Source organism: Thermomonospora echinospora (assembly GCF_900108175.1).
GTDB lineage: Bacteria > Actinomycetota > Actinomycetes > Streptosporangiales > Streptosporangiaceae > Thermomonospora > Thermomonospora echinospora.
The window spans coordinates 26,593-40,263 of sequence record NZ_FNVO01000009.1; the positions used below are offsets into that span (position 1 = coordinate 26,593).

Consider the following 13,671-nt stretch of genomic DNA (forward strand, 5'->3'; position numbering starts at 1 on the left):
CGCGGAACCCCGTCAGGAGACCTCGCCGATCTCCGCCTCCCCGGCCAGCCTGCGCTGCTCGGCCTCGACGATCTGCCGGGCCAGCGCCTGCTCGGAGATGTCGAACGCCTCGGGGGCGGACTCGGCGAGGTCACTGCGCCGGGCGTAGGCGTCGAACAGGTCGCTCTTGCGCCGCAGGATCTCCAGCATCCGCTGGTCCACGCTGTCGGCCACCAGCAGCCGGTGCACCTGCACCTTGCGGACCTGCCCCATCCGGTGCGCGCGGGCCACCGCCTGGTCCTCCAGGGTCGGCTTGAGCTGCGGCTCGCAGATGATCACCACGGAGGCGGCCTGCAGGTTGAGGCCCACCCCGCCGGCCTGGATCTGGGACAGCAGCACCGCGTGGCCGGGCGCGGCGGTGAACTCGTCCACCAGGTGCTGGCGGCGGGCCGCGGTCACCGACCCGGTGATCGGCCCCAGCGCCGCCGGGCCGAGCGCCTGCCGGACGGTCTCCAGCACGTCTCGGAAGAAGGAGAAGATCACCACCTTGTGGCCGTTGTCGGCGGCCTCCGCGACGAGTTCGCGGAGCCGTTCGAGCTTGGCCGAGGCGGCCGGGTCGCGGAAGGCCGCGCGGCGCATGGCCATGAAGTTCCCGGAGGCCACCGCCTCCCGGTAGGCGGCCATGTCCTGCGCGCTGAAGGACTCCCACTCCTCCACCTCGACCAGGTCGGGCAGCTCGGTGAGCACGTCCTCCTGGTTACGGCGCAGGTAGGCGGGCGCGACGGCCCTGCGGAAGACCTGCGGCCCCGCCGCGCCGTCGCCGTCCTCGATCCGGCCGGCGAGGTCGGGTTGAAGGTGCTCGACCAGGTTGCGGAACTCCGACACCCGGTTCTCCATCGGCGTGCCGGTCAGGAACAGCACCCGGTCCGTGCGCCGCGCCCACGCGGCGACGGCCTTGGAGCGGCGGGTCTGCGGGTTCTTGACGTAGTGGGCCTCGTCGACGACCAGCATGCCCAGCGGCAGGTCGTCGGGGATTCGCAGGGTGTGCAGGGCGTCGATGGTGGTCACCGCGACCCCGCCCCGGGCGATCCAGTCGGCGAAGGCGCCGTCGCGTTCCGGGCCGTGCACCCGGACCGCGCGCAGCGTGCTGCGGGCCTCGACCTCCCGCAGCCAGTTGATCAGAACGCTGGCGGGGCAGGCCACCAGGAAGTGGCCGGCGCCCTCCGCCCGCAGGTGCGCCAGGACCGCGATGGCCTCGATGGTCTTGCCCAGGCCCATCTCGTCCCCGAGGATCACCCGCCGCTGCGCCAGCACGAAGCGGGCACCGAACGCCTGGTAGCCGCGCAGCGAGACCCGGCAGTGCGTGTCGTCCAGCGGCTGTGCCCTGACCCGGTCGGCGATCTCGCCGGGCAGGTGGCCCTCGGCGGTGGCCCGGTCGGGCTCCAGCCCGGCGATCTCGACCAGCAGGCCGTAGTAGGCGGCGGAGTCGTGCTCGAAGTCGGTCCACGCCTCGATGCCGGACGCGAGCGGGCGGAGCAGGTCCGCCGACGCCTGGGCGAACGCGGTGCGCGTGTCCCGGGCGCCCGCGAGCACCTGCTCGACCCGTTCGACGGCCTGCCAGATCTCCTCCCGGCGGGCGCGCCCGGTGAAGGCCATGCGCAGCCTGCTGCGGGCGGGACGCGCGGCGGCCACCGCCGGCCCGAGCGCCTCCTCGATCGAGGCGGCCAGCTCGACGGTGCGCGGGAGCTGCGGACCTGCCGCCACCAGCCGGTGCAGCGCCACCACGAGCGCCGTCATGGCCGGGTCGTGCTGGCGTTCGACGTCGATCCGCAGGGTCACGGTCTCCTCGACCGCGCGGGCGATCTGCTGGGCGGCGGCGTACGCCTGCGACGCGGTCTGCGGCCCGACCCCCGGCAGCAGTTGCAGCCCGTACGGGCCGGCTTCCAGAATCTGGAGGACGTTGGTGCGGCCCGCCTGCTCCAGGCTGTTCAGCCGCAGCCGTCCCCCGGTGACGTCCTTCAGCCGCGAGGTGGGGATGCGCGCCAGCTCGCCCTTGGCCAGCCCGGCGCGGATGGGGTGCAGCGCCTGGTGGACCTCGGCGCGGGCCCGTTCGTGGTCGGCCCGGAGCGTACGGGCCGCGTCCAGCAGGGCTTCGGCCTCCTGCAACACCGCTTTGGCGCCCGCGTTCGACCGCGGTGGCGGCCCCTGGTACACGACCCCGCTCACGGCCCACTTCCCTCACACGTCCAGACCGCACCAATGGTGACAGCCCCGGCATAGGGAAGGGAGCACGATCCCGCCACAACGGTTCTGCGAGTCCGTCATGGCGGGCCTGCCACGGCACGGATGACGACGTCAGAGGGCCAGGTCGCGGCGTCGCGGCGAGCCCGCCACGGCACACGGGTGACGTGGCGGGCTCTTTGCGTCAGAGGGCCAGGTCGCGGTTACGGAACGCGCCGATTCCCATGGCGATGAGGGCTGCGCCGACGGCCGTCAGGACCACCATCGGGGTGGCGGCGGGATCGGCGACGGGCAGGTACGGGACGTGGGTGAACGGCGAGATGTTCATGACCGCCTGCGGCAGTTCCAGTACCGGGCCGAGCTGTGAGGTGAACAGGCACCCGATGAGGGCCGTCCACGACAGCGCCACCGCCCAGCGCGGCAGCAGGCCCAGCACGGCGACCACCACACCGGCCAGCGCCAGTGTGGCCGGGAGCTGCGCCAGGGCCGCGCCGAGCAGATCCGGCGTCTGCGACATGTCACCGGCGACCAGACCGTAGGACAGGCCGTGCCCCAGGCCGGTGAGCAGCAGCAGCGCCACCGTGCCGAGCACCGCGCAGGTGATGTGGCTCAGCATCCAGCGCGGCCGGCTCACCGCGGTGGCCAGCACCGCCTCCAGCGGGCCGGTCTCCTCCGCGCGGATCCGCAGCAGGGCCTGGACGGTGTATCCGGTGATGACGATGCCGAACAGGGCCGTGATCGTGGCAAAGTAGGCGCTGACCAGGTTGGCGCCGCCCCCGCCGAGTTCGGCGAAGTACTGTTCGAGGTCCTCGTTGCCGCCCAGCAGTTCCTCGGCCTCGTCACCGAGCACGCCCATCGACACGGCCATGACGGCCACGCCCGCCCCCCAGCCGAGCAGCACGCCGCGCTGCAGCCGCCAGGCCAGGCCGAACGGGCTGAGCAGGCCGCGCGGGGCGGTCGCCGGGCCCCGGCGCACCGGCATCATCCCGGTGCCGACGTCACGGTGGTCGGTCAGCCGGTACGCCGTCCACACCATGGCCGCGAAGAACGCCGCGTACAGGCCGAGCACCCACCAGCGTCCGCCGGTGTACGGCTGCATCTGCTGGCCCCAGCCCAGCGGCGACAGCCACGACGGCCACAGGCTGACGACCCGCAGGCCGCCGTCCGTGGGCTCGGCGAGCCCGTCCCCGATGCCGCGCAGCAGGAACATCAGGCCGAGGACGGCGCCGGCCAGGCCGTTGGCCCCGCGGGCGCTCTGGGAGACCTGGGCGGTGACCGCGGCGATCCCGGCGAAGGCCGTGCCCACCGCCCCGAACGCCAGCCCGGCGCCCAGCGAACCGGCGACCGGCAGCCCGGCCGCGACCAGCGCCCCCGCCAGCAGCAGCGCCAGCACCGCGTTGGCGGCGACGGTGACCAGCAGTGCGGCGGTCAGCATGGCGTACCGGCCGACGACGGCCGCCCCGACCAGCTCCGCCCGGCCGGTCTCCTCGTTCTGCCGGGTGTGCCGCACCACCGCCATGAGGCTCATCAGCGCGATCAGCACGCCGGCGAAGCTGAAGGTCTCGGCCATCGCGATCGCGCCGGCACTGGGCTCGGCGAGTCCGCCGTTGAACACCCGGGAGACCGCGCTGCCGGCGTTGGTGAGCGCGTAGGACCGGCGCTCCTGCTCGGTGTCGTACAGGCTGGTGACGCTGGACGCGCTCGCGGCCACGGTCACGGTCAGCGCCACCAGCCAGACCGGTAGCTGAACGCGGTCGCGGCGCAGCGCCAGCCGGGCCAGCCGGGCGGTGCCGGTGAACGCGCCCATCAGGCCCTCCCCGCCCTGGCGGCGGTCGCCTCGGCGTCCCGGTCGCCGGGCGGCTCGGGGCGGTCGCCGTAGTGCCGCATGAACAGCTCCTCCAGCGTGGGCGGGGTGCTGGTGAGGGTGCGCACGTCGAGCTCGGCGAGGTGGCGCTGCACGGCGCCCATCTGCTCGGCATCGACCTGGAAGCGGGCGCGGGTGCCGTCGACGTGCAGGTCGTGGACGCCCGACAGCGCGTCCAGGCCGGTGATGGGCCGGGCGGTCTCCACCGACATCGAGGTGCGGGTGAGGTGGCGCAGCTCGGCCAGCGTCCCGGACTCGGCGATCCGGCCCTCGCGGATGATGCTGATCCGGTCTCCCAGCGCCTCCACCTCGGCGAGGATGTGGCTGGACAGCAGCACGGTGCGGCCGGCCCGCCTGGCCTCCTCGACGCAGTCGCGGAAGACCGCCTCCATCAGGGGGTCGAGGCCGGAGGTCGGCTCGTCCAGGATGTACAGCTCGACGTCGGAGGCGAACGCCGCGACGAGGGCTACCTTCTGCCGGTTGCCCTTGGAGTAGGTGCGGCACTTGCGGGTCGGGTCGAGCTTGAACCGCTTGATCAGCTCCTCGCGCCGGGCCTTGTCGAGCCCGCCGCGCAGCGAGCCGAACAGGTCGATCGCCTCGCCACCGGACAGGTTGGGCCACAGGTTCACATCGCCGGGCACGTAGGCCAGGCGGCGGTGCAGCGCCACGGCGTCCCGCCAGGGGTCGCCGCCGAGCACGCGGACCTCGCCGGAGTCCCTGCGCAGCAGCCCGAGCAGCACGCGCAGGGCGGTGGACTTCCCGGCGCCGTTGGGGCCGAGGAAGCCGTGCACCTCCCCGGCCCGGACCGTGAGATTCAACCGGTCCAGTGCCCGTACGTCCCCGAAGGTCTTGGTCAGGTCGGAAACCGTGATCGCATCCGTCATCGCGAAGGTCCTCGTCGTCGCCGCAGTCCGGCCGTGCGGCGGGACGGGCGCCCGTACCGCACTGACCGTCGGTCAGTGGACAGCCTACGGGCTCCGCCCTCGGACGGGCCAGAGCCCTAGGGTGAAGGAGTGGACGGCACAACGGCCCTTGACACCCGTGCGCGGATCCTGGAGACCGCGCTCGACCTGTTCTCCGGACAGGGCTACCAGCGCACCTCCATGCGCGAGATCGCCGAGCGGCTGGGGCTGACCAAGGCGGCGGTCTTCTACCACTTCCCGTCCAAGGCCCATCTGCTGGCCGCGCTCAGCGAGCCGCTGACCGAGGACGTGGAGGAGTCCATCAGGCAGGCCCTGGACGAGGCCGCCGTGCGCCCCGACCCGGACCGGGCGCGGTGGGTGATGATCGAATACGTCCTGGACGCCTACCTGCGGCACCGCAGGCTGCTGCGCGTCCTGATGCACGACCTGACGCTGCTGGCGCACGACCACGCGTTCCAGCGGTTCGTCGGGCTGATCGAGCAGGTCCACCAGATCGTCGCCGGTCCGGACCCCGACCTGCGCCGGGGCGTGCGCGCGGTGCAGGCGATCGCGATGATCAGCGACCCGGTGATGTTCTTCCCGGACGTGCCGGACGAGCGCATCCGGGCCGAGATCCTGGCGGGCGTGCGGACCCTGCTGGCCCCGGCGCCCGACGGGCCGCCGTCCGCCGGCCCGCCCGGCCCGCCCGGCCCGCCTGCGCCGCCGCCCCGCCCGGCCCGGCGGCGGGCCGGGCGGCCCAGCGTGATGGACGGCGACAAGGGCGCGCAGGCCCGCCGGATGTACGCGGCCGGCACGCACAGCGTCACCGAGATCGCCGCCGCGCTCGGCGTCTCCCGCGCCACGGTCTACCGCCATCTCGCCGGATCCTGACCCCGCGACGGCCGCCCGGGTTTCGCGACGGTAGTGCGACAGTTTCGAGACGGTTATGAGACGGGCGTGCCAGAGGTCCGCGGCCGCACGCCCCACCGGCCGGCATATTGAAACTGAAACACGTTCTACTATGCTCCGTGCCATGCGGTTCACCTATGCCGAGGCCATGACCGACCCGTCGTACCACCTGCCGCTGGCCCAGGCCGCCGAGGCGGCCGGATACAGCAGCATCGCCGTGGCCGACTCCCTGGTCTATCCACGGGAGTCGGACGCCGGCTATCCGTACACCGCCGACGGCGACCGGGAGTTCCTGGAGGACAAGAGCTTCGTCGAGACGTTCACCCTGATCGCGGCCATGGGGGCGGTGACCTCGACGATCCGGTTCACGCCGTTCGTGCTCAAACTGGCGGTCCGCCCGCCGGTGCTGGTCGCCAAGCAGGCCGGTTCGCTCGCCTTCCTGACCGGCAACCGGCTGGGCCTGGGCGTCGGGCTCAGCCCGTGGCCGGAGGACTTCGCGGTGATGGGGGTGCCGTGGGCGCGGCGCGGCCGGCGGATGGACGAGGCCATCGCGGTCATCCGCGGGCTGACCGGCGGCGGCTACTTCGAGTACCACGGCGAGTTCTACGACCTGCCGCCGGTGAAGATGTCCCCGGCCCCCACCGAGCCGATCCCCATCCTGGTCGGCGGGCACAGCGAGGCGGCGCTGCGCCGGGCCGCCCGGCTCGGCGACGGCTGGATGCACGGCGGCGGCGACCCCGGCGAACTGGACACGCTGCTGGCCAGGCTGGCCGCGCTGCGCGCCGAGGAGGGCACCGCCGACCGGCCCTTCGAGATCCACGCCATCTCCCCCGAGGCGTACACGGTGGACGGGGTGAAGCGGCTGGCCGACAAGGGCGTCACCGACCTGATCGTCGGCTTCCGCAACCCCTACGTCAAAGGCCCGGACACCCAGCCGCTGGCCAAGAAGATCGAGCACCTGGAGCGCTTCGCCGAGTCGGTGATCGCCAAGGTCGGCTGAACCCGCCCGACGCCCATCCGGCGCCCGTCCGGCGCCCGTCCGGCGCCCGTCCGGTACCCGCCCGGCGGCCCGGTGGAACGCGCCGGGCGGCCACCCTTGACCAGAAACGAGAACACGTTACAGTTCAGCCATGAGCGAGTCCCCCGCCATCGTCTGGCAGGCACCCGACGGCGACCACCCCGCCCGCCGGGCCGCGCAACGGTCCATGGCCGCGGCCATCGCCGGCCGTAAAGAGGACTGGCTCGCCCTGTTCGCCCCGGACGCCCTCGTTGAGGACCCCGTCGGCCCCTCGATGCTCGACCCCACGGGCAAGGGCCACCACGGCCACGACGGCATCGGGAAGTTCTGGGACGACCACGTCAGCACGGTACGCGCGTTCCACTTCCACGTCGCCGACTCCTTCGCCAACGGCCCCTGCTGCGCCAACGTCACCACCATCACCACCACCCTGGACGGCGGCACCACCATGACGATCGACTGCGTGATCGTCTACACGGTCGACGACACCGGCCTGATCACCTCCCTGCGCGCCCACTGGGAACCGGACCGCGCCATGGCCACCCTGACCACCCCCTGACCCCGCACCGCTCAACGCACGCGCTCTGACGCCGAAACTCCAGCGCGGAACTCGCGTCCCGCGAGGAGAGATGTCCGAGGCCGCCCTGAACGTCGGGCGGCACGGCGACGACGGGTGGCACCGCCTCAGACCCCAGGCGCAGCACACCTGATCTCGCTACGGAAGGCGTTCCGGGGTGTTCTGGGTGTCGAGCAGCGCGATGGCGACGCGGCGCTGATGGTGGGTGGCGTCGCCCCAGGCCGCGGCGAGGGTCCAGGCACGGCGCATCCAGCGGTGCAGGTCGTATTCGAGGGTGTAGCCGATGGCGCCGTGGACCTGCAGGGCCGTACGGGCGGTGCGCAGGGCGGCCTCGGAGGCCGCCGCCTTGGCCATCGAGGCGTCGCGGGAGGCGGTGGGAGCCTGCGTGGCCAGCGAGTACGCGGCGCGGTAGGCGAGCGGACGGGCGAACTCGACCGCCACCAGGGCGTCGGCCAGGTGGTGCTTGACGGCCTGGAAGGAGCCGATGGGACGGCCGAACTGGACGCGTTCCCCGGCGTGCCCGACGGCCATGTCGATCATGCGGCGGGCAACGCCGACCAGATAGGCGGCGGTCAGCGCGGCCCCCCGGTCGCGGGCCTCGGCGAGGAGGGCGCCGACCCGTTCCCCTTCGCCGATCGGGGTCGTGCGGGCGATGCCGGACAGCCTGCGGGCCGGGTCGGTGGACGGCTGCGCCGCACCGGGCTCGGCGACGCACAGCGCGCCGTCCCGTTCGACGAGGACGAGACCGGCCCGGTCGCCGTACGGGATGTACGGACCGTCCGCGAAGACCACGAGGGACTCACCGGAGGCCAGCTTCGGCAGCCACTCGGCGGCCGGCTCACCGCCGAGACCGGCCAGAACCCGGGCGGCCACCGCCGCCTCCACGACCGGCTCGGCCAGCGCGCCGCGCCCGGCCTGCTCCAGCACGGCCAGCAGGTCGGTCTCATCACCGCCGAGGCCACCGTGCTCCTCGGGGACCAGCACGCCCGTCACCCCCAGCTCGGCCAGCGCGGCCCAGCGATCGGCGTCCGGCTTGGCCAGCAACTCCCCGACCACCGTCCCGAACTGCCGCTGCTCCCCCGTCAGACCGAACCGCATCCGCCCCGCTCCGCCAGAGGCCGAATCCGCCAGTGCACGGTCACCCGACCCGCTCTTCTCCGGAACGGCCGCCGGATTCCCCGAGCGCGGACCGGACGCCTCCTGCTCCGCCCGTGCTCCGGGGCGACCGTCCGAGGAGACGGCCACCGAATCCGCGGAGCGTGGGGCGGACGGGCCTGGTCCCGCCGGTGCTTTGCCGGGGCCGCCCGGTCCCTTCCCGGCGGGGCGGGGCTCGCGGGGCAGGCCGAGGACGCGTTCGGCGATGATGTTGCGCTGGATCTCGTTGGTGCCGCCGTAGATGGGGCCGGCCAGCGAGAATAGGAAGCCGTCCAGCCAGCGGCCGGCGTCCGCGGCGTCGGGGGCCCGGCCGGTCAGCTCGCCCCGGGCGCCGAGGACGCGCAGCGCGGTCTCGTGCAGGTGCAGGTCGGCCTCGGACCAGAAGATCTTGTTGATGCTGGACTCGGGGCCGATGGTCTCGCCGTCCTGCACACGGGTGAGGGTCTGGAAGGTGAACAGCCGGTAGGCGTCGGTGTTCGTCCAGGCCCGCGCCACCTCCAGGCGTTCGGCCTCGCCCAGGCCACCGGCGGCGGCGCGGGCCAGCGACACCAGGCGGTCGGCGGCGGCCATGAAGCGGCCGGGAGAGCGCAGGGTCAGGCCACGTTCGGAGCCGGTGGTGGACATCGCCACCTGCCAGCCCTTGCCGACCGCGCCGAGCACCTGGTCATCGGGGACGAACACCTCGTCGAAGAAGACCTCGGCGAAGCCGGGCTCCCCGTCGAGCTGGCGGATGCCCCGGACGGTGACGCCCTCGGCGTCCAGCGGCACCAGGAAGTAGGTGAGCCCGTGGTGGCGGGACGAGCCGGGGTCGGTGCGGAACAGGCCGAACAGCCAGTGCCCGTAGGCGGCGCGGGAGCTCCACGTCTTCTGGCCCGACAGCAGCCATCCGCCGTCGGTGCGTACCGCGCGGGAACGGACGGCGGCCAGGTCGCTGCCCGCCTCGGGCTCCGACCAGCCCTGCGCCCACACCTCCTCACCGGCCGCCATGGGAGGCAGGTAGCGCCGCCGCTGCTCGTCCGTACCGAACTCGAACAGGGACGGGGCGAGCAGGAAGATGCCGTTCTGGCCCACCCGGACGGGGGCGCCGGCCTGGTAGTACTCCTCCTCGAAGATGAGCCACTCGGCCAGGGTGGCGCTACGTCCGCCGTACTCCTCCGGCCAGGTCACGACCGACAGGCGGGCGTCGTACAGCTTGCGTTCCCACTCCTGGTGGGCGGCGAAGCCGTCCGGGGTGTCCAGGGACGGCAGCGGCTCGGCGGGCACGTTGGCCGCCAGCCACTCGCGCACCTCCTTGCGGAACGCCTCCTCGGCGGGCGTGTAGGTCAGGTCCATCAGCAGTGCTCCTTGACGCCGCCGCGCCGCTCGTGGCAGGCCGCTTCCTCGGTCATCGATGTTCCTCAGGGGTGCTGGTTGCTGACCGAGACCACTTCGCCGGTCATGTACGACGACAGGTCGCTGGCCAGGAAGACCACGACGTTGGCCACCTCCTCCGGTGTCGCGGCCCGGCCGAACGCCTCGCGCGAGGTCAGCTCCTCCAGCAGTTCCCGGCTGACCGTCTTCTCCAGGAACGGGTGCATGGCCAGGCTGGGCGCGACCGCGTTGACGCGTACTCCCGCCGGGGCCGCCTCCAGCGCCACGCAGCGGGTGAACGCCATGACGCCCGCCTTGGCCGCCGCGTAGTGCGCCTGGTTGACCTGAGCCCGCCAGCCCGACACCGACGCCATGTTGACGATCACGCCCGACCGGCGGGGCAGCATGTGCCGCAGCGCCGCCCGGGTGGCGCGGAAGACACTGGTGAGACTGACGTCGACGACCCGGTCCCACTCGGCGTCGGTCATCTCCACGACCGGCCGGTCACCGCCCAGCCCGGCGTTGTTGACCAGGACGTCGATGCGCCCCTCGGCCCGTACGGCCGCCTCGATCAGCGCGTCCACTTGGGCGGTGTCACGGACGTCACAGCCGATCGCGGCCGGCTTGTCTCCCATGACCTCGGTGAGCCGCTCGGCGGCCTCGGCCAGCCTGCGCTCGTGCATGTCGCTGATCACCACGCGGGCGCCCTCCTCGGCGCACCGCTTGGCGGTCGCATAGCCGAGCCCGGCTCCCGCCGCCGCCGTGACCAGCACGACCCGGCCTTCCAGCAAACCGCTCAATCTCGACTCCCACCCGACTCCCACGCTCGGACCAGTACGACCGTCCCGCCCGCGGCCACCGCGCCGGACGCGCACCCGGCCACGGCCGGTACCGCGCACCACCACGGCGGACGGCTCCGCGACGATCACAGCCGTGCCGCCTGCCGCCGGTCCGGTCAGGCGGCCGGGAAACTCTCGCACGACGGCAAAGACCGGACCGCTTCCCGTCCCATCCAGTAGGAGCACCGCCGCCCACCGGGAGAACACACCCGCCAGGCCGGAACCCACCGGCCGACCCGGCACCGCGCCGACCGGTGTGAAGAGCCTCACAGCCGTGTCGGGCGGGGTCCAGACCCGCTCAGTGGGACGGCTCCGCCGTGCCGGGCCGTGACCGTCGATGCTTGCAGTCCTCCGGGACGCATCGGGAGGAGCCAGGTGCAGCGAACGCCGAGCGGCGCCATCGTGTGGCGGGTCCACGACGACGGGCCCGACCGCGGGATCGCCGAGGTCGTCATGGACCGGCCTCCGGTCAACGCGCTCACCGTGGCCGGGTGGTTCGAGCTGGCCGACACCGTCCGCACGCTCGGCGGCGACCCGGCCGTCCGGGCACTGGTGCTGCGCGCCGAGGGCCGTGGCTTCAACGCCGGGGTGGACATCAAGGAGCTCCAGGCCGATCCGGGATACGACGCGCTCATCGGGGCCAACCGCGGCTGCTTCGCCGCGTTCGCCGCCGTCTACGAGTGCGAGGTCCCGGTCGTCGCCGCCGTCAACGGCTTCTGCCTGGGCGGCGGCATCGGGCTGGTCGGCAACTCCGACATCATCGTGGCCGCCGAGGACGCCACGTTCGGGCTCCCCGAGGTGGACCGGGGCGCGCTCGGCGCCGCGACCCACCTGGCCCGGCTGGTCCCCCAGCACAAGATGCGCGCCATGGTCTACACGGCCGAGCCCGCCACCGCCCGGGAGCTGCACGCCTGGGGCTCGGTACTGGCGGTCGTGCCCGCCGACCGGCTCCGGGACGAGGCGTTCGCGGTGGCCCGCGGCATCGCCGCCAAGAGCGGCCGGGTGATCCGCGCGGCCAAGGAGTCGCTGAACGGCATCGACCTGTGGGACGTCCGCCGCAGCTACCGCTACGAGCAGGGCTTCACCTTCGAGCTCAACCTGTCGGGAGTCTCCGACGAGGCCCGCGCCGCCTTCGTCGAGGGGCGTGACGCGAAGTTCGACCAGTGACACGGGCGGCGGGCGAACGAACGACACGAGCGAGGACAACGTGAACGACAAGCGGATGTCGGAGGCGGAGGTCGTCGGCCGGCTGGCCGACGGGATGACCGTCGGCATCGGTGGCTGGGGCAGCCGGCGCAAGCCCATGTCGATCGTCCGGGAGATCTGCCGGTCGCCGCTGCGGGATCTGACCGTGGTCTCCTACGGCGGCCCCGACGTGGGGATGCTGTGCGCGGCGGGCAAGGTCCGGGAGGTGGTCTTCGCGTTCGTCTCGCTGGACACGATCGCGCTGGAGCCCCACTTCCGCAGGGCCCGCGAGTCCGGGGCGGTCGCGGCCCGGCAGGTGGACGAGGGCATGATGCTGCTCGGACTGCAGGCGGCGGCCTGGCGGGTGCCGTTCCTGCCGACGCGGGTGGGCCTGGGCTCCGACCTGCCGCGCCTCGACCCGTCGCTGCGCACGGTGACCTCCCCCTACCCCGCCCCGGGCGGCACCCACGAGGAGCTGATCGCCGTGCCCGCGCTGCACCTGGACGCGGCGATCGTCCACGTCAACCGGGCCGACGCGGGCGGCAACGGGCAGGTCCTCGGCCCCGACCCGTACTTCGACGACCTGTTCCTGGAGGCGGCCGGGCTGCGCTTCCTGTCCTGTGAGCGGATCGTGCCGACCGCCGAGCTGACCGCCGCCGGCCCGGTGCAGTCGCTGAAGGTCACCCGGCTGATGGTGGACGGGGTGGTGGAGGCCCCGGGCGGCGCGCACCCCACCTCCTGCGCGCCCGACTACCCGCGCGACGAGGCGTTCCAGCGGGACTACGCGGCCTCCGCCAAGGACCCCGACGGCTGGGAGCGGTTCCGCAAGGAGTGGATCGACGGGCTGGACGAGCCCGCCTACCAGGCCCGGGTGAAGGGATGACGCACGTGGCTCAGCAGGTGAGACGGGCGGACGTGTGCGCGGTCGCCATCGCCGACTGCTTCCGCGGCGACGGCGAGATCCTCGCCAACCCCATCGGGAACCTGCCGGTCCTCGGCGGCCGGCTGGCCCGCGCGCTGCATGAGCCCCGGCTGGTGATGACCGACGGGGAGGCGCACCTGGCCGGTGAGGTCCACCCGCTCGGCGCCGCCCCCGAGGTGGTCGAGGGCTGGAACCCGTACCGGCGGATGTTCGACGTGCTGTGGAACGGCCGGCGGCACGTGATGATGGGCGCCAGCCAGATCGACCGGTACGGCAACCAGAACATCGCGGCCATCGGCCCCGATCCCGACCGGCCCGCCCGCCAGCTCATCGGCTTCCGCGGCGCCCCCGGGAACACCATCAACAACCCGACCAGCTACTGGGTCCCCAACCACGGCACCCGGGTGTTCGTGGAGAAGGTCGATCTGGTCTGCGGCATCGGCTACGACCGGGCGGCCGAGCTGGGCGAGGTGGCGCGCTTCCACGACCTCCGCCAGGTGATCACGAACCTGGCCGTGCTGGACTTCGAGACCCCCGACCACCGGATGCGGCTGCGCTCGGTCCACCCCGGCGTCACCGTCGAGGAGGTCGTCGCGGCGACCGGCTTCGAGCTGGCCATCCCCGACGAAGTCCCGCAGACCCGCCTGCCCACCCCCGACGAGCTGGCCGCCATCGAACGCCTCGACCCGGGCGGCCTGCGGCTGCGCGAGGTGAAGGACTGATGCGCTCG

General features: G+C 73.3%; 11 protein-coding genes. 6 read left to right on the plus strand and 5 right to left on the minus strand.

What is annotated here, in order from left to right; translation table 11 throughout:
• Positions 1–12: 12 nt before the first annotated feature.
• The 3 genes from C4U03_RS20700 to C4U03_RS20710 form a co-directional block, all read right to left on the minus strand.
• Positions 13–2,205: a DEAD/DEAH box helicase gene (locus tag C4U03_RS20700; protein ID WP_200827365.1), complete on the minus strand. Its 2,193-nt coding sequence runs from the start codon at positions 2,203–2,205 to the stop codon at positions 13–15.
• A 199-nt stretch (positions 2,206–2,404) separates the two neighbouring features.
• Positions 2,405–4,027, minus strand: coding sequence for an ABC transporter permease (locus tag C4U03_RS20705; protein ID WP_103939493.1), 1,623 nt, complete (start codon positions 4,025–4,027; stop codon positions 2,405–2,407).
• Complete coding sequence (locus C4U03_RS20710) at positions 4,027–4,968, minus strand: ABC transporter ATP-binding protein (RefSeq protein ID WP_103939494.1); 942 nt, start codon at positions 4,966–4,968, stop codon at positions 4,027–4,029. The genes C4U03_RS20705 and C4U03_RS20710 overlap by 1 nt, the downstream gene beginning before the upstream one ends.
• A 129-nt stretch (positions 4,969–5,097) precedes the next feature.
• Here C4U03_RS20710 and C4U03_RS20715 point away from each other — a divergent pair, with 129 nt between their 5' ends.
• From C4U03_RS20715 to C4U03_RS20725, 3 genes are all read left to right on the plus strand, one after another.
• Entirely contained in the window at positions 5,098–5,877 is a 780-nt protein-coding gene (locus tag C4U03_RS20715) for a TetR family transcriptional regulator (RefSeq protein WP_200827366.1), read from the plus strand.
• A 142-nt stretch (positions 5,878–6,019) separates the two neighbouring features.
• Positions 6,020–6,895 carry a TIGR03619 family F420-dependent LLM class oxidoreductase gene (locus C4U03_RS20720; protein ID WP_103939495.1) on the plus strand — a complete coding sequence of 292 codons (876 nt, stop codon included), beginning with the start codon at positions 6,020–6,022 and terminating at the stop codon, positions 6,893–6,895.
• A 130-nt stretch (positions 6,896–7,025) separates the two neighbouring features.
• The gene (locus C4U03_RS20725; RefSeq protein ID WP_103939496.1) at positions 7,026–7,472 is read left to right on the plus strand and encodes a nuclear transport factor 2 family protein; all 447 of its coding nucleotides are present in this window, start codon (positions 7,026–7,028) and stop codon (positions 7,470–7,472) included.
• 156 nt (positions 7,473–7,628) lie between these two features.
• Here C4U03_RS20725 and C4U03_RS43150 read toward each other — a convergent pair whose 3' ends face one another.
• On the minus strand, positions 7,629–9,977 hold the full coding sequence (locus tag C4U03_RS43150) for an acyl-CoA dehydrogenase family protein (protein ID WP_103939497.1): 2,349 nt from the start codon (positions 9,975–9,977) through the stop codon (positions 7,629–7,631).
• A gap of 65 nt (positions 9,978–10,042) precedes the next feature.
• Positions 10,043–10,795 carry an SDR family oxidoreductase gene (locus C4U03_RS20735; RefSeq protein WP_200827367.1) on the minus strand — a complete coding sequence of 251 codons (753 nt, stop codon included), beginning with the start codon at positions 10,793–10,795 and terminating at the stop codon, positions 10,043–10,045.
• 414 nt (positions 10,796–11,209) lie between these two features.
• Here C4U03_RS20735 and C4U03_RS20740 point away from each other — a divergent pair, with 414 nt between their 5' ends.
• From C4U03_RS20740 to C4U03_RS20750, 3 genes are read left to right on the plus strand one after another with little or no spacing between them, the layout of a single operon-like run.
• Positions 11,210–12,001, plus strand: a complete 792-nt coding sequence (locus C4U03_RS20740; RefSeq protein ID WP_103939499.1) for an enoyl-CoA hydratase family protein — start codon at positions 11,210–11,212, stop codon at positions 11,999–12,001.
• Positions 12,002–12,056: 55 nt separating this feature from the next.
• The gene (locus tag C4U03_RS20745) at positions 12,057–12,902 is read left to right on the plus strand and encodes a CoA transferase subunit A (RefSeq protein ID WP_200827388.1); all 846 of its coding nucleotides are present in this window, start codon (positions 12,057–12,059) and stop codon (positions 12,900–12,902) included.
• Positions 12,903–12,907: 5 nt separating this feature from the next.
• A complete protein-coding gene (locus C4U03_RS20750) occupies positions 12,908–13,663 on the plus strand; it encodes a CoA-transferase subunit beta (RefSeq protein ID WP_235018004.1) in 756 nt (251 codons plus the stop codon).
• Positions 13,664–13,671: the final 8 nt, after the last annotated feature.

Coding starts and splice junctions, on each gene's coding strand:
- C4U03_RS20745 (WP_200827388.1), top strand. CDS start 12,057: ATGTCGGAGGCGGAGGTCGTCGGCCGGCTGGCCGACGGGATGACCGTC.
- C4U03_RS20725 (WP_103939496.1), top strand. CDS start 7,026: ATGAGCGAGTCCCCCGCCATCGTCTGGCAGGCACCCGACGGCGACCAC.
- C4U03_RS20705 (WP_103939493.1), bottom strand. CDS start 4,027: ATGGGCGCGTTCACCGGCACCGCCCGGCTGGCCCGGCTGGCGCTGCGC.
- C4U03_RS43150 (WP_103939497.1), bottom strand. CDS start 9,977: ATGGACCTGACCTACACGCCCGCCGAGGAGGCGTTCCGCAAGGAGGTG.
- C4U03_RS20720 (WP_103939495.1), top strand. CDS start 6,020: ATGCGGTTCACCTATGCCGAGGCCATGACCGACCCGTCGTACCACCTG.
- C4U03_RS20710 (WP_103939494.1), bottom strand. CDS start 4,968: ATGACGGATGCGATCACGGTTTCCGACCTGACCAAGACCTTCGGGGAC.